Origin of the sequence: Micromonospora globbae (assembly GCF_003610785.1) — a bacterium.
Classification (GTDB): Bacteria; Actinomycetota; Actinomycetes; order Mycobacteriales; family Micromonosporaceae; genus Micromonospora; species Micromonospora globbae.
In genome coordinates this window covers 35,638-54,445 of record NZ_RAQQ01000021.1, presented here as the reverse complement: position 1 = coordinate 54,445, position 18,808 = coordinate 35,638, and the positions used below count along the sequence as shown (strand labels likewise).

Here is an 18,808-nt window from a genome sequence, read left to right as displayed (position 1 = left end):
TCAATCACCCGACGCCACCGGTACGCGGCACCGGCGTCGAGCCCCGGCGGCTGCTGGCGGCCATCGACGCCGCGGTGGTGTACTACCGCGTCCAGCTCGAACGCGCCGACGGCCCCCGGGCCTACCTCGCCGGGCGCGGACTCGGTGTCCTCGTGCAACGGGAGTGGCCCTGGCGGATCGGATACGCCCCGCCCGGCTGGAACCCGCTGACACGCCACCTGCGCGCCAGCGGGTTCACAGCGAAGGAACTGGTCGACGCGGGATTGGCGATCCGGACCCGCGACGACCCGGACCGACTCATCGACATGTTCCGGGACCGGATCATGTTCCCGGTCCGTGACCCGGCCGGGCACGCCGTAGCGTTCCTCGGCCGATCCAGCCCCGGCACCCGCGACGACGTCCCCAAGTACATCAACAGTCCCCAGACGCCGATCTACAACAAGGGACGGCTGCTGTTCGGCGTCGCGGAGCAACAGGACCGGCTCTCCGCACGATGGACCCCGGTCCTTGTCGAAGGGCCCGCCGACGTCCTCGCAGTCTGGCTGTCCTACTCCTGGTCAGGCCGCGTCGGAGCGGTCGCTCTCGCACCGTGCGGCACCACGCTGACCGACACCCAGGCCACGGTCCTGCGTCAACTGCCCGGCGCCACGCAGGGCTTGATCGCTGCATTCGATGCGGACCCGGCGGGCCACGCTGCGCTGGACCGCGCGTGGCAACTGCTCCGGCACCCACGCCCGCTCGGCCCGCTGCTGGCGGCCGATTTCAGCGTCGGTGCCGACCCGGCAGACCTGCTGTGTCGCCCCAACGGCAAGGCCCAGCTGCGTGCTGCCCTGCGACGGCAGGCACAACCCATGCTCGACAGGGTGGTCGACCACCGCCTCGCTCGGCTCGTCGAGCGGCATCCCCGGCTGCTGGAGAACATCGACGGCAGGTGCGCAGCGGTGCGCCTTCTAGTGCCGCTGCTGCTTGAGGCGGCGAGCCCGGATGAGGCAATCCGGGTGGCCCGACGCATCGTCGCCCAGACCGGGGCCGGGGTCGACACTGTCGCGATCGCCGCACTCGCGCACCTGGAACAGGTGATACACCACCTGCGGCCCGACACCAGTGGACAGCCAGGTACGGCTTGACGTGCAGGCCCGGGTTGCGTAGTCGTCGACGTGGCGGGTGATGGTGGTCAGCGCGGCTCGTTGGGCTGGTGGGGCTTGGGGCTGGTCGGCGGCGGTGAGCGGGACCAGGAGCCGGTTGTAGATCTTGGTGTAGAAGATGGCGATGCGGATGCCGTCGTCGGTGAGCATGTAGCGGTTGGAGCGGGGTAGCCGGCGGATGAGGCCGTTGAGTCGGAGTCGGCGTAGGTCGTAGGCCATCTGGTTGGGGCGGTAGTCGCTGCCGAGCAGCCCGGCGATCAAGACGCGTAGGTTCTTGCCGGTTGCGGCGAGCAGCGTGTGGCAGAGGGCGCCGGTCAGGGCCATGACCCGAGGATCGCCGAACCGTAGGGCTGGGGTCCTGCCACCCGCCGGGTCAACGGTGGGGTGCGCGATCCGCTCGAAGGCTGGACTCGCGAGGACGCAGCTCTGACCGACACGTTCAGCATCCAGGATCCGCCGGTTGCAGGCACGGGCCTTGGTCTGCAGGTCGTCGAGGTTGTGCAGGCGGGCTTGGCAGTCCAGGTCGCGGGGGGTGTTGATGACGGTTTCGATGCGTATGGCGCGGCCGTCTTTGAGGTACTGCTTGATGCGGGAGTGCCGGTAGAAGACGTTGAGCAGGACGCCGCCGTTGTCGCGGCGGTCGATGGCGGTGCGGAAGGTGCCGAGGGTGTCGCGGCGTATCCGGCGGCCGAAGATGATTTCGACGTTGTGGGGTCGGCCGAGGTCGAGGTTGTCGGCGATGAGGGCTTCGAAGAAGCCGCGGGCGTGGCGGGGGGCGTCGAACACGATGGTGCGGGAGACCTCGACTTGGCGCATGGAGGTCTCCCACCAGTAGCCGGCGTCCCGGTCGGCGTCTCCGAACGGCAGTGGCAGCCGGGCCAGCCAGCGTTGCACGAAGACGTTGATGGTGCCGGGGCCGAGTCGGTCGCAGATGTCCTGCAACGCTTGGGGTTGGTCGCAGGCGGCGAACCCGTTGGACAGTTCGGTGAACCCGATGCCGGCTTTGCTGGCTTGGCGTTTGGCCCACTCGTGCCCGTTGATCCAGATCTTGCCCGGGTAGGGGAAGTAGGCGCACACCTTGACGAACGCGGGTCCGAAGTCGTCGTCCCACAGGTAGAAGTAGTAGCAGGTCACCCTGCGGTCGGCCTTGTAGAACGACCACTGCGGCGTGCCGGTGGAGGTTGTGCCCTCCAGGGCGGCTCACACCCGTTGGAACTCCTGCGCCACCCCGACCGCGGCCACCCCGAACCGGCCGGTGGCAGCCTGGCGGGCAAGGTAGGGACGCATCACCGCGAGCTTGTCGTCTCCCTTGCCGAACCTGACCCACGGGATGTCGTTGGCCTCGGCGTAGGAGGCCACCGCCCGGCGGAACCGCTGCCCGATCTGGTTGAACAGCGCCGGGCTGGGGAACGGGAACCCGAGGTGTCCGGACAGGAACGCCACGACCTGCGAGCTGGTCTGCAACTTCGGCACGTACGCGTTGAGGTAGATGCGGTCCAGGCACTGGATATCCAACGCCACATGACCGTCGAGCACCTCGTTGACCGTCACCACATGCGCAGCCATGACCGCCTCCACAGTTGCGGCTATGGATGCGGTGATGCGACGCCAGTGACTGTAAAGACCAGCTCAACCACCCGACTGGGCGGTCCGAGGCGGTGCCTCACTGGCACTGCTACGGCGGTTGGCAGCTTCGGGTGTTTCGAGCCGACAGGCGAGGTCGATTTCATCCGCACGACGATTGCGTGGGCCAAAGCGTTGATCTACGGTTCGCACGTGACGAACCAGGGACGCGTGGTAGGTGGCCGCCTGACGGGCGCCAGCGTTGACTCAGGCCAGGGCGGACTCGTCATCCCGCACCCGTACAACCCCTTCAAGCGGTACAAGCTCAACGCCGAGACCGTGCTCGAGTGGGAGGAACTTCCGGGCCAGGAAGGTGTCGTCGGCGCCATGGGCCGGGCTGCCGCGACGGCTGCTCTGCCCGGGAGGATCGGCAAGGCTGTCGGCGCCAGCCTCGGAGCTGCCATGAAGCCCCCGCGGATAGTCCGTGTGAACTGGGCCGACGGCGATCAGTCCGTCCTCGAGTTGCCGGAGAAGCTGTTCACGGTCTTCTCCGTATTGCTCCAGGGCCGGCAGGTCGTCACCGAAGCCTCCGCGCAGGCCAAGTCTTCGGAGCTTCAGGCGCAGCCCGGCGTGACCGACAAGATCTTGGACCTCGCCTCCTCGGTGATCCAGCGAGGCACGCCGGGGACGCCGGCCGTGGCCGCGGCTCAGCCGGATGTCGTTGGGCAGATTGAAAAGCTCGCCTCGCTCCACGGCGCCGGCATCCTCACGGATGAGGAGTTCGCGGCGAAGAAGGCTGAGCTGCTCGGGCGCCTCTGACACTCGAGCAAGCCAGTCTTCGCTCCGATCACCGAACGCGGACGGACCGCTCAAGATGGAGATCCGCCGTAGCAGTACTAACGATCTTTGGTCGCTAGGTTCTTCACACTTGTGTCAAGTTTCATGCGGCGTGTGGAAGGCGGGCGCGGGTTGCGTAGTCGTCGACGTGGCACCGTGGCGTGGATTGCCAGTGGTGGACGGGGTAGCGGTGCATTCCCTCGCCCGCTTGGAGTCCCGACTGATGATACAGCTCAGTGAACTGGGCGGCGATGACCCTCAATGGGGTTCCAACACGAGGGCATGTGGCATTCGGAAGCCTGCACCGCTCTCAAGCTCGTCAGCCGCAACGTTGTGTTACGGAGTCCCGGGCGGTGGAATGAACTTTGCGAGTCGGCGGGCCAAGCCCTCGAATTGATAGTTGCCGGCAATCTGAGCGAAGACGGCGTCTGGCGCGTCCGCGAGGCGCAGTAGACACAGAACATACAGCCAATACGTGCTTTCAGAGAGGTAGAACTGCTCCAACGTGTGCTGGCTCTGGCGCCGCCCGAAGTGGTGTCCGATGTCGTCTCGGTCACTTTTGACGATTTTAACCCACTCGTCCACGTGCGCTACGAGGTTCGCGAACGGTTGACCAGCCAACTGGGCGCACCGGGTAAGACGCCGGTTCAGTGAGACCGTCTGGTTGCCGTCGCCCGCCTCTTTTCGGTTCAGGTCCTCTAAGGATGCCACGCGGTTGTAGTAGCGATCAGTGACATACATCGACGCCGCGTACCGCGTCGCCATAACCTTCCCGAGGGTTTCCCGGTGCTTGCGGGCGACGATGAGCCACTTCGCCACGCCCGGCATCCCACCGAGATCCTCTAGGCCGAAGTACGCCTCATGGTTACTCCACCGTCCCGACCGCTGGGTACTCTCAGCGGGCCACTGGGCATGAACCGCAATCGGCTTGTGCCATCGACCGGCTGGGGTTTCTTGGTACACATCGGGATGGAAAAGGACGAGCCGCTTGAACGCCGCCGTCCGCCCCGTTCCAATCGAAATGAGATCTTGAAGATCAGAGGCTACGTCGATCAGTTCGTCAGCAGTACGGACGTCGGGGTAGTCCAGCTCAAACTGAAATGTCTGCTCCAACGCGGGTGCGGTCACATCCATCTCAGCCCGAATGGAGTGGTGCAGCCCGAGGCGGCCACCACCCTCGAGTTCGATCCAGTCCGTTGGCAGCCTGCGACCCTCCATCGTGTAGAGCGTCTCCTGGCCTTCCTTGATCTTCACGTTACCCGTGACACCGCTGCGCTGTGTCCACTCAGTCAACCAATCCAGCCCAACCTGTAGACCGTCGCCGCCTGCCTCGCCGCTCCCGAACTGTGCGCCATGGAGAATCCGGCCAACGCGGATGATCTGCTTCGTGGTAGCCGCGAACAAGCCGCCCGAGCGGTGTACCTCAATGCAATGCTCTAGTGTTACCGGCTTGCGATCAACGATGCCGAGAACCCGGTCATAGGTACCTGCCGCTTCGATCTCGTCCTCGCCGATGGCCATGCTCGTCTCGCCATTCCTCGTGACGGCGGTGGCCACCTCCTCAACCTCTACAAGCCCACCGATCAACGTCAGCTTGCCCCCGCGTTCGACATCGAAGGTCAACACCCCGGGGACCCTTCGGTCCTCCCGTCCGGGCAAACACCACCAACCGGTCTGCTCGTCAACGTCCACTCGGCACTCCGTTCAACAAATGGATTCCGCGGCAAGACTCGCACAAGTCGGGCTTGCAGGGCGAGTCAACCAACGGCCAGACAAAGCCCTCGTACAACCGGTCAGTAGCCGGGACCAGCATGTTCTTCATCAGGTTCTTGGCTCTCCAGGCGCTCCTGATGGGTGAGGTCCTCCAGCCTCTGTCGGAAGCTGGGAAAGTTCTCGATGGGCTTGGTCGGATCTGTCCGGAGGGCGAAGTCGCGGCGCAGTCTCGCAATGCCAAGCCTAAAGACATCGTGCGCGGCCGAGTCGTCCAGACTGCTTTCGATCTCGCGCAGCCGGCTGTCTGCGAGCGTGCGCGTGACGCCGGTCTGGTAGTCGTCCAGGAACCCACGGACGATGCGGCCCATGCGCTTCTCGCGGCGGCGGTTTGCTTCCAACGCCGAGGCTTGGTCGAGCAGCTCGGTGAGATGGCTCAAGAGGCTGATGAAGTTATCCTCGAGCGTTTTCACACCATGTGGGCGTGAGCCGGTTCGGGGAAGCGCGTTCAAGTAGGAGACGACCTCGCGGGCGAACCCGACCTTGTCGATGTGCTCGCCGAGCGTATCCGCGAACAGGGCTCGGATCGCGTCCCAGAGGGGTCCACCCGAGTCGAGCCGGTCCTTGAGATCGCTTTCCTTGATCTTATCGGTTTCCTCGGAGCCGAGTCCAAGCAGCCGGCTCGCGTAGGACTTGGCGGCCTGAACCGCGATGCGTGGCGGGATGAGATCTTCAATCTCGGTGACGACGCCAGACTTGGTTGACGCGACCACGGCGATACCGCCCTCGAGTTCTGGTCTGGCACCAGCGTCAGCCTTCGTCCGGGTGGATTCGGCCCACTTATCGAGGCAGACGACGAACTTCTCGTCCAAGACTGGCTTCCGGTTCGCCTCGCTCTTCCTCAGCTTCCCGACAGCCCTCCTGCCCTCGTCGTCGCCGTCGAGCAGCGCCACACACGGAGGTTTGATCGGGTCGCGGCCTCGCGCGAGGTAGGCGATGTACGGGACGCTGTCTGCGCTTCCCGCAGGCACGATCGTGACCTCATTAAGGTCCAGAAGGCGGGCTGCCTCCGGCCTACGCGCACGAAGTGCGTTCGATACCCCGGCCAGAAGGACCTGGTCGGCAGTGCCTTCGACAATTAGGTTTTTGCCGCCGATGAACGCCGTCTCGGCCACATAGGTACCCAGCGAAGACCGCAAGGGTTCGTAGTGGGTGCGTACGACGTCCTTGACGACGCGGGTGCCCTCCTCCTGCGCGCCCTTGTCGAGAACACGGAGTCGGGAGGCAGCATTCTTGTTTATCAGGAAAGGGGAATGTGTCACGTAGACGACCTGATCGGCACGCAGGCCGTCGTCTGGAACGGCGAAGTTCTCCAAAACACGGAGGAGGTCCTGCTGTCCTGAGTTCGACAAGTAGGCGTCCGGTTCATCCATAAGCAGGATCTCGCTCCGGTCCTCACTGGGCCGGTGGGCGCGCAGCTGGACGAAGTAGGCGAGGAAGTGCGTCAGGCCGCGGCTGCGCTCACCGAACGAATACTCGGTTCCCGTTCGGTCCCGGATGGTGAAGACGAGCTCACGCTCCCGGATCGTGACACACAGCTTGAAGTCGGTGTCCTGGCTCCACCAGCGGGAAAGGTTCAGGTGGCGCGCCAGGCTTTCGTTGATCTTTCCTTCCAGGCCGCTGACTTCCCCTTCCTTGCCGTTCGTTATGGCCTTCTGCAGCTCCTTGAAGACGCTCTCGTCGATGCGGGCGACGTCCACCAACAGCTGCCGGGCCAATGTCGTCTCAGCGCGCTTCCTGCGCTCCTGCTCCGTCTCGGCAACGGTTGCGGGACGGCGGACGAACGACCACAGCTTCGTGCTGATCTGCGCCCAGGTCTTTTCGTCGGCTTCTGGCTCTGCCTGCTCGGCAGCATCAAGAAACGCCCCGCGAACACGTCGGTCAGCGAGACTTCCCAGCCGTCCACCCCACAGGGACGCGATCGGCACGCTGTCGGGAACGGCGATGCTCGTCGAGAAGCGCAGCACCTGCGGCAGAACCGCCTCGAGAGCCTTCACCTGTTCGCTGTCGCCGAGCTCGGTTGTCGTCTCGCCGCACACGATGAACGGGTGCCCATCACCTGGCCGCATGAACAAGAAGGTCTCATCCACTGCACAGATCACGCCCAGCTCGGCCAGCCGCGTGGACTCGGATTCCTGCCCAACGGTGAAGACAGCGCCCACGTCAGGCAGGCGCACCTGGTCGGTCTCCACGGAATACAACTGTGAGTAACGGCAGAAGTCGCTACGAGTAACTGGCCGTCTACCCATGACGCACTCGATCGCATCCAGCAGGTGACTCTTGCCCGATTCGTTTGCCCCAACTACCGCGGTGACCTGCGGATCCACGTCGAGACGCACGTGCGGATACCAGCCTTCAGGGAGGATCTCCCATTCGTGGCGCTTGGCGTTCTCCTTCGCGCGGCGTTCGTAGTCGAAGTTGAACGACTTGAAGAACCGGACGTACACCCTTGTGAGCCGCAACGGCCCTCCTCGACGTCGCATCTGATCTGGCAGCCCATGAGCCAGCCGCACACGGCTGAATCTAACCCGGCCCTGCGACATGATTCGCGAGGCGGCGCCGTACCAGCCACGCCGGAATCATCCCAACCCTCGAGTCGATGCCGCTTGGCGTAGCCGACGGGCTGGAGGGAGCTCACCATGCGGATCGGTCACGACAAAGCCGGTGAGGGCAGCGTGGGCCCGACCTGCAGTGACCGAAAGAAGAAGCGCTGCGCACGCGGATGGGTGGACCTGCCGTAGCGCGAAACATCATCCACGGAACGGCGGGCACTGAACTTTCGTCTGCCCCTACCGTTCTTGCCCTCCGGACATGGCCGCTTCTGGTGTCACAAGCGGTGGTTAGTCCCACCACCTCCACCAGTTGTCTGGTGCGGGCTGGGCTGGTACCTCCGGCGATGAGCGGTGTCGTTTCTCGCCGAGATCGCCGCCTGCAGCGCAGTTGCGGAAAGGTCCGTCGTCGCCACACAGGATGGGCAGTTGGTGGTCGAGTTCTCGAAGCCAGGGCAGCATGCCGGTCATCTGCAGTCGGGCCTGTTCCCAGCCGTACCACAGGGCCGTCAGCCGAGTCACCGCCTCATCATGGCGCCACCACTGCTCGCACCAGTGCCAGCGGGTCAGGCCGACCTCGCCGACGGGGCGCGGGAAGGTGGGCAGCAGGTACTTGGTCACCCATTCCTCGACCGTCGAGTACAGCGGTGCCTGCTTCTCCCCGTCACCGTCCTGGGTACGTTCGGCCTGGACCTGCTGCAGGTCGGCGACCTGCGCCGCCAGTTTCGCTACCTGGGCGGCGAGTTCCTCGAGTTGGGTAGCGGCGGCCGTGCGGTTCCGCTGCGACGTGGTGGCCGTCATCGTGGCCTGCCTCGGGTCGGCACAGCGGTGACCGCCGGGGCGGGTTGCTTCCCGGCGACCGCCGGGGTGACCTGTGCCACGCGAAGCTTCGGGAAGGCCTGCGCCCAGGGTGGCGTCTGAACGGTTTCGGCGTGGCGGATGGCAGCCGCGGTGGCGACGGTGTGATCGGCGCTGTCGTCGTGAAGCACGCTGGCTGCCTGCCCCGCCGCATGCTCATCGCCTGGGGTGCGGGGGTTGTCGACCGTCCCGGCGTCGCGCACCCCCTGACCGCGCTCGGTGCCAGCCCGGCCTTGCAGATCCCGGGCCAGGGCCTCTTCCACATGGTTCTGGGCGAGGCGAATCGCCTCGACCGGCCGCCCGTCGGCTTCGCCGGCCCTGACGGCCTTGCTCATCTCCGCCGAGAGGTCGCGGAGCAGCTGCACCGGATCGCCTGCGGGTAGCTTCCCCGTCGCACGCCATTGGCGTTGCAGCTCGTCGAGGGCCTCCGGCCGGACGTGCTCAGCCAGCTTCATCGCCTCCTGGCGGACAGCGGCGTCGAAGTCGTCGACCATCCCTCTGCCGCTCGGTGGCAGTGCGGCTGGGCCGTCCGGGCTGATCCCCTGCCGGTCGGGTGTGCCGCCGTGCGCCCGAGCGCCGCCATGCGGACGGCGGCCGGCGCGGGCATCGCGCTCCCACACCTCCCGCGCGGCGGCCCGCATAGCCTCGGGAAGCGGCGCTCCTGCCTGCCGATGGCGCTCGTACGCGGTCATCAGATCTGGGCGGATCCGCCGTAGCCGTTGCTCGGCGAACTCTGCCGCCCGCCTGGCTACCGGGTCGCTGCTGGCATGGATCGTCGCGGTACGCCAGACGGCGGCAGCCTCGGCGAAGGTGGCCTTGTTGACCAACCAATCACCGTCCAGCGACGCCGCCATGCGTTCCCGCTCCGCCCGTACCTTGGCGGCCAGCCGGTCGGCTTCGCGTCGAACCGTCGCGGCGGCCTGCTCACGCTGGGCGTCGCGTTCCCGTTCGGCAGCCTTGTTCTGGATGCCGACGGCGGCCCACCGGGCGCCTGCCTCGCCGACAGTCGCCATCGTGGCCAGCCCTTGCAGGAACTGTTGGCGGGTCTCGGCCATCGGGTCTTCATGTTGCTCCGGGCGCGGCACGTGCACCTCCCCTGTCTGCTCAACGGCCGCGCACGGCACGCCGGCCGCCTCCCACTGTCGGCTCGGGCGTTGGCATGGGAGTTAGCGCCAGCGCTACCACCTGTTGCCGGCCACCCGCTACCAGCCGCAGCTCGGCGGCTGCGGCTCGGGCCGCCTCGGCTTGGTGGAGGCGCTGCTCGGCCCGCCGCAGGTCCTCGAGTGCGTCGGCGAGCCGGGCCAGGTCCATCACCAGCGCGAGGGCGGCGACCGCGTCGTCGTCGCCGGAGATTCGGCCCATCAGCGCTACCAGCCGCGATATCGCGCGCATCTCCTGGGAACGGCCGGTGGATCGACGTACCCGTCCGTACAGGTCCCGGGCCGCCCGGTCGAACACTTCGGCTGCCCGGTGTAGCTGCCCGCGCCGGTCGCCCTCCACCGCGTACGCGAGGCTGGTGAGCAGGTCAGCCGCGGCGACGGCGGTGGCCTGCGCTCGGCCGGGTGCGGTACGGACGCCCCGGCGGATGTCCTCGGCGGCCGCGGTGACTGCGGCGGCGGCCTGGCGCATCGCCTCGACCCGTTCCGCCCGGCCCACGGTCGGCGCCGACAGCGGCTTCGGGGAGCCCCACCGCAGCCGCAGCTTCGGCAGCGTCATGTCGGGTGCCAACCGGCCCCCGCCGAAGTACACCGGTCGCCCGTCCGCTGTGTGTCCGCCAGGGAGTGCCACTGCGTACCCGGTGATCTGCCCCGGATCGGTGCTGCTGTGCCGGAGCCGCACCAGCACTCCTGCCTCACGCAGCCGGGCGAAGAACTCCTCCTCCGATCCAGCGGCGGCCACGGCCGCTCGTACGCGCTGGCGTAGCTCGTCACGGGGCGTTTGAGCGCGGCCGGTACGACGGGCCTTGCTGATCTCGACCGGGTGGGGACGACGATGGGCAGTGCGGTCCGCCGGCGGGACCCGGCGGTGCAGGTTGTAGCGGCGGGCCACGTTGTAGGTGGCCTGGACGCAGCGCGGGTAGTCGTTGCGCAGCCAGTCGGTACGGCCGTCCTCGCGCACCAGCGTGGCGACGATGTGCACGTGGTCGTCGGCATGCCGCATGGCGATCCACCGCAGGCCCGGATCGGTGGCGGTGGTGGCGACGCCGACCTCGGTGAGCATTTGCTCCACCATGCTCGCCCAGGTCGTGTCGCTGATACTACGATGCCGGTCCTCAGGTGCCAGCCGCATGCTGGCATGCCACACGAACTTCTTCGGCGGCCGGTAGCCGGCGCGAACCGGCTGCTCCAGCAACGCCGTCAGCCCACGGGAATCTCGCCTGCCCGTGGCCGTGACTTCGGGCTCCAGGTCAGCCAGGAGGCCCGCGCCGTCCCAGGCGGCTACCAGGTGAGGGTTGACGTGTTCCTCCGCCTTGCCCGGGCCCCACAGGTAGCGCAGCAGCCCGCCGACTCGCGATCCGCGTCGGTGCACCCGTGTGATCACCGTAGCCTCCTGTCGATCAGGGAGATCACCTCGTCGAGCCGGGCCACGGCGGCCGCGCACAGCCGGACGGCGTCGGCGGCCCAGTCGGGCAGCTGACCGGTGGCGTTGAAGGCCGCGGCGGCCTGGTTGACGTTGTTACCGAACATCGCCACAGCGCGGCGCGCGGCGAACAACTCGTGCTGCAGATCGCGCAGATCGTCAGTCGGGCCAGCGGGTGCCTGCCCGGCGGAGGCAGCGGCGACGGCGGCCTTGGCCGCGTAGCCGGTCGGGGTCAGCTGTGCAGCGGCCGCCGCCCTGTCAATCGCCGCCTTCTCCTCATCGGACAGCCTGAGCAACACCGCGTGCGGGCGAGCCGGCCGGCTGTGGGTGCGATGCCGGACCGTGCGAGGCGAGGCTGGCTTGGTGCTGTCCATCGTCGCCACTGTGCGCCCCCGGCGTTGCCGGCGGCGGCAACGCCAGCGGCTACCAACGCCGCACCCGACCGGCACGGCGGACACAGCCCGCCCTCCATTGCCAATCTGCGACCGCGCCCGGTCGCAGATTGATAAGCAATGGCCATATCTTGCTCCCACCCCGTACGCCACCGGGTACGCGCCCGCCGCCACACAACCCCGAGGCTGAGGAAGAGTTGCTCGGGCACTAACAGGCCCTAGCAAAGGAGACGCCAGATGACGGAGATGGACGCCCGGGGCTTCCTGGCGGAGCGGTTTGGATGGCTGGAGGTCATGGCCGTCCCCCACCCTGGCCGCCGGGGGTCGGACATCGTGATCCGCCTGGACGGCACGTACAACGTGGACCCGGCCCACCTGGAGGACATCAGGGCCCACTGGGCGGAGCGCCTGTCCGGCGTCCTGGTCCGGGAGGGCATCACCAGTCGGGAGGCGGCCACCGCGATCCAGGAGGAGTCGCGGCGCGCGGCGGAGGACGCCTCCTCCTGAGCCCTCCCTGGCCGCCCTGCCTCCGACTGGTCGTACCCTGGCCGTTTCAACCCTGACCGTCTGAAGGGGACAGAACGTGACCGAACAACCCATCGTGATCTCCGTGGCCAAGCCGCTCTGGGCGGCCTGGTCGATGGGCGAGGGGCTGGCGAACGTCCGGGGCCAGCGCCTTACCCAGGCATCCACGTCCGAACTCCTGGAAGCGCTGTCGCTCCATGAGGCCACCTTGCAGAAGGTGGCGGGGCGCGCGCCGGAGGTGGTCTACGGGCTCTGGATGGAGGACCGGTACTCCAACCCCTTGCCGATCACCTCAAGCGGAGTGGTGGCAGGGGATGACTACTACGTATTTGACGAGACACCGGAGGAAGCACAGAGCTTCGCTGAATACCTCCGTGACCACGCAGTGAACGCCGTCAGAGAGGAACTGGCCAGGCGCTGAGCCCTCCCTGGCTGCCTGAGACAGCGCAGTCCCGCATACCCTCCACCGGTATGGTGACGGTGTGACCGCCACGATGCTCCCGGACCCGGATGGCCGCTGGATCACGCCCACCACCGTGGACGCGCTCCTATGGCCTGTGTCGAAGTCCGGCGTGAGGGGCGAGAGACGGCGCGTCGCTGATCGATAAATAGCGAGGCCTTCGGTAGATGGTTCATCGACCAAGAAGACCATCAGCACGGAGACCTCGTGGCCACTGTAGCGGTGACGAGGCGGCACGACCTGACCGACGCCGATTGGGCGGCGCTGAAGCCGCTGCTGTCTGTCGGGCGTAGGCCAGGTCGGCCGCCGAGGTGGATAAAGCGGCAGCTCATTGATGGGAACCGGTGGCGGACTCGGGTCGGCGCCCCGTGGCGGGATATACCGGAGTGCTACGGGTCCTGGGCCGCGGCGTACGGGGTGTTCCGCCGCTGGCAGCGCGACGGGACCTGGGCGAAGATCTTGATCGCATTTGGAGACAGCGGCCGACGCGGCCGGGCGGATCACGTGGGACGTGTCGGTGGACTCGTCGGTCGCCCGAGCGCATCAGCAGGCTGCCGGGGCGGCAAAAGGGGGACCTGCAGGCCAAACCGCCCGGTGGGGTCACGGTCGAGCCAGCCGACCACGCTCTCGGGCGGTCGCGGAGCGGGCTGACCACAAAGCCGCACCTGGCCTGCGAGCAGGGGCAAAAGCCGCTGTCGATCGTGCTGACCGCCGGGCAACGCGGGGACAGCCCACAGTTCGTTCCGGTGCTCGATGGCATCCGGGTACCCCGCCTCGGGACGGGCCGGCCCCGCACCCGCCGCGACCGGGTCCTGGCTGACAAGGCGTACACGTCCCGAGCCAACCGCCGCTACCTGTGCCGACGAGGAATCGCCGCGACGATCCCGTCCAAGGCTGACCAGGAGGCCAGCCGGCGCAAACTCGGCTCGAAGGGCGGCCGACCACCCGCCTTCGACCCCGAGCGGTACAAGCAGCGCCATGCCGTGGAATGCGGGATCAACCGCCTGAAGCGCAACCGGGCCGTCGCGACCCGATTCGACAAGCTCGCCGTGCGCTACGAAGCCACCGTGCAGGTCGCCGCCATCAACGAATGGCTGTGACCGACTTCGACACAGGCCCTAGCGGGTCGGCGCCGTGAGTGGCGGTCGCGATGCCGACAGGCCGGGTGTCGAACCGATGACCAACAGCCGTTGATCGGCCTTGCGGTTGGCATCGGCAGCCATGCCGTCTTTGCCCGTTCGAGGCGCTACCCTCGACGCATGGGCGTCACCTCGACCCGTTCCGCCCGGCGGTATCTTGCCCGACCGGGCCGTTCCGCCGTGGTCGTAGACGATCTTGCCGCCCTGCACGGGCCGACCAGCGGTGTCGTGGAGCTGCCACACCGGCTGCTCTGGCGGCCAGACCGCCGCCTCGACCTAGACCAGGAATGGGCGCGTAACGCCCTGTACGAGATCGTGCTGACCGAAGCGGTACGGGTTGATGAACTCTGCGCCTGGCTCGACGGTCCCACCCTGATCCGGGTATGGAACGACCTCTACCTGCCGCGAGGTGTCCGCCACGCATGGGAGGACCGGCATACGGTGCTGCGCCAGATTTCGGCCGCAGCCTGATGCCGCACCCTGACCCAGAGCACGTCGAGATCGCACGGATCGCGCTCTCCGTGGCCAAGCAGCACGGATTCGCCCTCGGCGGAGGGCTGGCCTTGCTCCTGCACGGAGTCGTCGACCGACCGACCGAGGACGTCGACGCCTTCACCGACCGCGCCGACGGAGTCGCCGCAGCGGCCGAGGCCGTGCAGACGGCGTTGCTCGAAGCTGGTTTCCAGGTGACACCGGTCGCCGACGACAGCGAATTGTCGGCAATGATCTACGGCTTTGACGACCACATGACGGAGTGGGAGATCCAACGGGGCAACAAGGTGGTCCGGCTAAGCCTGTCCTGTCAGGCGCGGCTGCACGTTCCGGTGGTGATGGATGTCGGCCCGGTCATGGACCTGGCCGACCTGCTCGCTTGGAAAGTCACCGCGCTCGTCGGACGAGCCCGCGAGCGTGACTACGTTGATGTGGCCGCGGTGCTTGACCAGTACACCCCGGCCCAGCTGCTGGCCATGGCCCGCCGCGTTGACCCCGGACTTGAGGCCGAGGACGTTCCAGCGGTGGGCCGGCGCCTGGACAGGATGCCCGACGAGGCCTTTGTGCCATACCAGCTCACTCGCGCCGACGTTGAACGGCTGCGGCGACGCTTCGCAGCCTGGCCCCGCTGACCGGGGAACTCACCGAAGGCATGGACTCATCGGCACCGTCCCCAGCCGTGGAACCGTAACGACTCCGACAACAGCAGACGGCGCGCCGGCTCCAAGCCGTGCGCGCCGTCGTTCTCTTGGTGTTGTCGGCGAACCAACCAAATTGATCCCGGGCCGTGCAGGAGGGCCCGCCGTTGGGGCTCCCAGCCCCTGACTGGTGGCAGGGCGGCTACTCGATGGCGAGCAGCTTGAGAATTGCCGGGACGGGCACGAGGTACCGCCGGCCGACGCGCAGCAGGCGCACCGGGAACTCGTTGGTCTTGGCCAGCTCGTAGGCCTTGGTGCGCCCGATTCCCAGGATCGCTCCAGCGGTCTCCACGTCGGTGGTGACGCCGAGCTCCCGCACCGCCTCGATCGTCCAGACCTGGTCCAGCGCCTGGCCCGGGTTGCGCCCGCCAGTTGTGGTGGTTGACATCGTCCGCGCCCTCCCCTGAGGTCGTGAGCACGCCGGTACCGGCGTCAGCCCTCACGATGCGATCGACCGGTTACTCGGCGCGTTGCCAAGTGAGAGCAACCGCCCCGGGTAACGGCAACGGCCACAGCACCTGGCTACCGTGCCGATGCCCGGGGCTTCGGGCCGCCACCTCGCCGGAACCGTGCCCCGGCACTGCCGCCGGGGCGTGACCCAGCTGTCGGCCTACCTATCCTTCGGCGACCAGGTCGCTGCGTCGCCGAGCACCGCCTCCATGAGCTCGGCAGCCTTCCGCTCGCTCTCCGGCAACACGTGGGTGTAGACCTCGCGCGTCGTGCGGCTGTCGGCGTGGCCGAGCCGCCGCTGCATCACGTGCTCCGGCACACCGGCGTCAGCGCCGGTGGTAGCGGAGGTGTGACGGGCGTCGTGCAGTGCGATCACGGGCACCCCCGCGTCCGCGCACGCCTTCGCCCACTGGTCGGTGAAGTACTTCGGGTAGTACGGCTCTCCGTCCTCCCGGCAGAACAGGTAGCCACCGTCGTGGTACAGGACCCCAGCGTCGGCCTTCTCCACGTCCTGGCGCTCCTGGTGGGCGCGCAGTTCCGCAACCAGCGCGGGCCCGAGCGCTACCGCCCGCTTGCTCTTGCCCTTGGGCGCTTTCTCCACCACCCCGTTGCTGGTCGTGGTGCGTTGCCAATGCAGCAGCAGCACGCCGCGATCGAGATCCACGCGCGGCCACTTGAGGCCCGCCAGCTCCCCCCGCCGCGCACCGACGACGATCGCCAGCACCCAGGCCGCCCGGAGTCGGTGGTCGGCGTGGTACTTGAGGAACTTGGCCGACTGCGCCGGCGTCCAAACGCCCTTGCGCCCCATCGTCTCCTTCTCGGCCTGCCGGGGCTGCCGCACGCCCTCGACATTGACCCCCAGGTCACCCAGCGCCTTCATGAGGATCCGGTGCACGATACGGACGGTGGTCGGCGACAGCGGCCCGTCGTTCTTGCCGCCACACTTCAGCAGTTTCTTGTACAGCTCGTGGATCACCCGCTTGTCGAGGGCGTAGAGCTGCCGCCCACCGATGTGTGGAACCACGTAGCAGCGGATGACGTCCCGGTAGTTGCTGAGCGTCGTCTCCTGGACGTCCAGTTCGCGTTCGTTGAGCCAGCTTTCCAGCTCCGCGGCGACGCTGCCGTCTGCACCGAGGTCCGCTCCGCCGTAGGCGGCGCGCGCTTCCTGTTCCGCCTTCAGCGCGGCGGCCTGGTTGGGGAACCCTTGCCGCTTGTGCTGGCGGCGGCGCCCATTGGCGTCGGGCGGGAGATCGATGATGAAGAACCAGCGGGTCTGGCCGTTGGCGAGGCGGTAGTCGTAGACAGCCATGAGGCTGCACCTCCGCGGTAACGGAATCGGGGGTCAGAACCCACGCTAAGCGATCTCCGTTACCGCGGACGTTACCGCAAGATCACACATGATCTTCTATATCCGCTGGTCAGAACCAGTCGGGACGGCCGGATTTGAACCGACGACCCCTTGACCCCCAGTCAAGTGCGCTACCAAACTGCGCCACGTCCCGATGCTGCCGCGTGGTCTCCCCTGCGGCAGCCGGTACAGCTTAGCGCAGCTTCCTCACGCCGTCCGCACAGGCCCCACCCGCCACGCGCCCAGCAGTGCCGGTGCCGATCCCGCGCCTGCATGACCTGCCCCACCACCACTAGAGCATCCTAGGAGGATAGGTGGGAGGGGTCGATGGTCCGCGAGAACCCGTCGACCTTGCGGCTCGATCGACTCGACGCCTATGCCTGGCCCGAGCGCGGCGAAAACCCCGTTGTTGCAGGCATCAGTGCGCACAAGGGGCCGGGATGCCACACACCCCGGCCCCTTGATCACGTGTCACCGAGAACCCGACGCGCCACCCACGCCGGAGGCTCAGGGCCCCGTACGACGTCGGAGACAGCGCAGCCTCTGATCAGCCGTGCGCCTTGCCCCGGCCGCCCGGGCCGACCTTCTTCCGCGGGCGTACGGAAATCTCGATCGGGCTGCCCTCGAAGCCGAACTCCTCGCGGAGCTTGCGCTCGACGAAGCGCTGGTAGCCGGCGTCCAGCGGCCCGGTCGTGAAGAGCACGAACCGCGGCGGCGCCACGCCGGCCTGCGTGGCGAACATGATCCGCGGCGCCCGCCCACCGCGCACGGGGTGCGGGGTGGCCTGCACCAGCGCGGTCAGCCACTGGTTGAGCTGGGACGTCGGGATCCGGGTCTCCCAGCTCGCGAGGGCCTTGCGCAGCGCCGGGGCGAGCTTGTCCACGGCCCGGCCCGTCGCGGCCGACAGGTTCAGCCGGATCGCCCACGGGATCCGGCGCAGCTCCCGGTCGATCTCCTTGTCGAGGTAGTAGCGGCGGTCCGCGTCGACGAGGTCCCACTTGTTGAACGCGATCACGAGGGCCCGGCCGGCCTCGGTGACCATGGACAGGATCCGCTGGTCCTGCTCGCTGATCGGCTCACTGGCGTCCAGCAGCACCACGGCCACCTCGGCCGCCTCGATGGCCGAGGCCGTCCGCAGGCTCGCGTAGTACTCGGTGCCGCTGGCCCTCCCGACCCGCTTGCGCAGCCCGGCCGTGTCGACCAGGTGCCAGGTCTCACCGCCGATCTGCACGAGGCTGTCCACCGGGTCGACGGTGGTGCCCGCCACCGAGTCGACCACCGCCCGCTCCTCACCGGAGAACCGGTTGAGCAGGCTGGACTTGCCCACGTTCGGGCGTCCGACGAGCGCCACGCGACGGGGGCCCCGCGGCCGGTGCTCGGCGACCGGTGGCGCCTCCGGCAGCGCGTCCATGATCGCGTCGAGGAGTTCGCCCGACCCCCGGCCGTGCAGCGCGGAGACCGGGTACGGCTCGCCGAGGCCGAGCGACCAGAGCGAGGCGGACTCCATCTCGATCGAGGCGTTGTCGGCCTTGTTCGCCACCAGGATGACCGGCTTGGCGCTGCGCCGCAGCATCTTCACGGCCGCCTCGTCCACGTCGGTCGAGCCCACCATGGCGTCGACCACGAACAGCACCACGTCCGCGGTGGCCACCGCTGCCTCGGCCTGCGCGGCGATCGCCGCCGCCCGGTCCTTCGCGTCCGGCTCCCAGCCGCCGGTGTCCACCACGGTGAACGCCCGACCGGCCCACTGCGCGTCGTACGGCACGCGGTCACGCGTCACGCCGGGAACGTCCTCGACGACCGCCTGTCGGCGGCCGATGATCCGGTTGACCAGCGTCGACTTGCCCACGTTCGGGCGGCCGACGACGGCCACCACCGGCTGCGGGCCGGTCGGCTCCTCGGTCTCGAGGTCCGGCTCCCGCAGCTCGACCCAACCACCCTCGCTCATGCCGACGCCTCCCTCTGGCCGGCGTCGCCACGAGGCTCGACCGTGCTGTGCCCG

At 67.9% G+C, this 18,808-nt stretch carries 16 protein-coding genes, 1 tRNA gene and 1 pseudogene; 7 read left to right on the top strand and 11 right to left on the bottom strand.

Features of this window, described 5'->3' with window-relative positions; translation table 11 throughout:
• Positions 1-74 precede the first annotated feature (74 nt).
• The gene (locus tag D7I43_RS25015; protein WP_158610150.1) at positions 75-1,127 is read left to right on the top strand and encodes a toprim domain-containing protein; all 1,053 of its coding nucleotides are present in this window, start codon (positions 75-77) and stop codon (positions 1,125-1,127) included.
• 1,218 nt (positions 1,128-2,345) lie between these two features.
• Here the strand turns inward: D7I43_RS25015 and D7I43_RS33280 are convergent.
• The gene (locus D7I43_RS33280) at positions 2,346-2,711 is read right to left on the bottom strand and encodes a hypothetical protein (protein WP_204985285.1); all 366 of its coding nucleotides are present in this window, start codon (positions 2,709-2,711) and stop codon (positions 2,346-2,348) included.
• 210 nt (positions 2,712-2,921) lie between these two features.
• Between D7I43_RS33280 and D7I43_RS33275 the strand changes: the two genes are divergently transcribed.
• Positions 2,922-3,527, top strand: coding sequence for an SHOCT domain-containing protein (locus tag D7I43_RS33275; protein WP_204985284.1), 606 nt, complete (start codon positions 2,922-2,924; stop codon positions 3,525-3,527).
• A 354-nt stretch (positions 3,528-3,881) separates the two neighbouring features.
• Here D7I43_RS33275 and D7I43_RS25000 read toward each other — a convergent pair whose 3' ends face one another.
• From D7I43_RS25000 to D7I43_RS24975, 6 genes are all read right to left on the bottom strand, one after another.
• Entirely contained in the window at positions 3,882-5,237 is a 1,356-nt protein-coding gene (locus D7I43_RS25000; protein ID WP_120331009.1) for an ApeA N-terminal domain 1-containing protein, read from the bottom strand.
• Positions 5,238-5,338: 101 nt separating this feature from the next.
• Positions 5,339-7,777, bottom strand: a complete 2,439-nt coding sequence (locus tag D7I43_RS24995) for an AAA family ATPase (protein ID WP_158610149.1) — start codon at positions 7,775-7,777, stop codon at positions 5,339-5,341.
• A gap of 378 nt (positions 7,778-8,155) precedes the next feature.
• Positions 8,156-8,665: a DUF4913 domain-containing protein gene (locus D7I43_RS24990; RefSeq protein ID WP_120331007.1), complete on the bottom strand. Its 510-nt coding sequence runs from the start codon at positions 8,663-8,665 to the stop codon at positions 8,156-8,158.
• Positions 8,662-9,777: a hypothetical protein gene (locus tag D7I43_RS24985; RefSeq protein WP_147427290.1), complete on the bottom strand. Its 1,116-nt coding sequence runs from the start codon at positions 9,775-9,777 to the stop codon at positions 8,662-8,664. Before D7I43_RS24985 ends, D7I43_RS24990 begins: the two co-directional genes overlap by 4 nt.
• Positions 9,778-9,826: 49 nt before the next feature.
• On the bottom strand, positions 9,827-11,263 hold the full coding sequence (locus D7I43_RS24980) for a relaxase (protein WP_120331005.1): 1,437 nt from the start codon (positions 11,261-11,263) through the stop codon (positions 9,827-9,829).
• The gene (locus tag D7I43_RS24975; protein ID WP_147427289.1) at positions 11,260-11,676 is read right to left on the bottom strand and encodes a MobC family plasmid mobilization relaxosome protein; all 417 of its coding nucleotides are present in this window, start codon (positions 11,674-11,676) and stop codon (positions 11,260-11,262) included. Before D7I43_RS24975 ends, D7I43_RS24980 begins: the two co-directional genes overlap by 4 nt.
• A 255-nt stretch (positions 11,677-11,931) precedes the next feature.
• Here D7I43_RS24975 and D7I43_RS24970 point away from each other — a divergent pair, with 255 nt between their 5' ends.
• The 5 genes and pseudogenes from D7I43_RS24970 to D7I43_RS24950 all read left to right on the top strand — a co-directional run bounded on the left by D7I43_RS24970 (position 11,932) and on the right by D7I43_RS24950 (position 14,942).
• Positions 11,932-12,201, top strand: a complete 270-nt coding sequence (locus D7I43_RS24970; protein ID WP_120331003.1) for a hypothetical protein — start codon at positions 11,932-11,934, stop codon at positions 12,199-12,201.
• 76 nt (positions 12,202-12,277) lie between these two features.
• Entirely contained in the window at positions 12,278-12,640 is a 363-nt protein-coding gene (locus D7I43_RS24965; protein WP_120331002.1) for a hypothetical protein, read from the top strand.
• Positions 12,641-12,886: 246 nt separating this feature from the next.
• Positions 12,887-13,779: pseudogene (locus D7I43_RS24960) on the top strand (IS5 family transposase).
• 159 nt (positions 13,780-13,938) lie between these two features.
• The gene (locus D7I43_RS24955) at positions 13,939-14,289 is read left to right on the top strand and encodes a hypothetical protein (protein ID WP_120331001.1); all 351 of its coding nucleotides are present in this window, start codon (positions 13,939-13,941) and stop codon (positions 14,287-14,289) included.
• Positions 14,290-14,339: 50 nt separating this feature from the next.
• Positions 14,340-14,942 carry a nucleotidyl transferase AbiEii/AbiGii toxin family protein gene (locus D7I43_RS24950; RefSeq protein WP_240033141.1) on the top strand — a complete coding sequence of 201 codons (603 nt, stop codon included), beginning with the start codon at positions 14,340-14,342 and terminating at the stop codon, positions 14,940-14,942.
• A 208-nt stretch (positions 14,943-15,150) separates the two neighbouring features.
• On the opposite strand, the gene D7I43_RS24945 is transcribed toward D7I43_RS24950, so the two are convergent.
• The 4 genes from D7I43_RS24945 to der form a co-directional block, all read right to left on the bottom strand.
• Positions 15,151-15,396: a helix-turn-helix domain-containing protein gene (locus D7I43_RS24945; RefSeq protein ID WP_120330999.1), complete on the bottom strand. Its 246-nt coding sequence runs from the start codon at positions 15,394-15,396 to the stop codon at positions 15,151-15,153.
• 222 nt (positions 15,397-15,618) lie between these two features.
• Entirely contained in the window at positions 15,619-16,767 is a 1,149-nt protein-coding gene (locus D7I43_RS24940) for a tyrosine-type recombinase/integrase (protein WP_120330998.1), read from the bottom strand.
• Between the two features lie 119 nt (positions 16,768-16,886).
• Positions 16,887-16,960 (bottom strand) — tRNA-Pro (locus D7I43_RS24935).
• A gap of 393 nt (positions 16,961-17,353) precedes the next feature.
• Positions 17,354-18,754 (bottom strand): ribosome biogenesis GTPase Der, encoded by a 1,401-nt coding sequence (der, locus tag D7I43_RS24930; RefSeq protein WP_120330997.1) that lies wholly within the window; start codon positions 18,752-18,754, stop codon positions 17,354-17,356.
• Positions 18,755-18,808 lie beyond the last annotated feature (54 nt).

Coding starts and splice junctions, on each gene's coding strand:
- D7I43_RS24985 (WP_147427290.1), bottom strand. CDS start 9,777: ATGGCCGAGACCCGCCAACAGTTCCTGCAAGGGCTGGCCACGATGGCG.
- D7I43_RS24975 (WP_147427289.1), bottom strand. CDS start 11,676: ATGGACAGCACCAAGCCAGCCTCGCCTCGCACGGTCCGGCATCGCACC.
- D7I43_RS24990 (WP_120331007.1), bottom strand. CDS start 8,665: ATGACGGCCACCACGTCGCAGCGGAACCGCACGGCCGCCGCTACCCAA.
- D7I43_RS33280 (WP_204985285.1), bottom strand. CDS start 2,711: ATGGCTGCGCATGTGGTGACGGTCAACGAGGTGCTCGACGGTCATGTG.
- D7I43_RS24970 (WP_120331003.1), top strand. CDS start 11,932: ATGACGGAGATGGACGCCCGGGGCTTCCTGGCGGAGCGGTTTGGATGG.
- D7I43_RS24940 (WP_120330998.1), bottom strand. CDS start 16,767: ATGGCTGTCTACGACTACCGCCTCGCCAACGGCCAGACCCGCTGGTTC.
- D7I43_RS24945 (WP_120330999.1), bottom strand. CDS start 15,396: ATGTCAACCACCACAACTGGCGGGCGCAACCCGGGCCAGGCGCTGGAC.
- D7I43_RS24955 (WP_120331001.1), top strand. CDS start 13,939: ATGGGCGTCACCTCGACCCGTTCCGCCCGGCGGTATCTTGCCCGACCG.
- der (WP_120330997.1), bottom strand. CDS start 18,754: ATGAGCGAGGGTGGTTGGGTCGAGCTGCGGGAGCCGGACCTCGAGACC.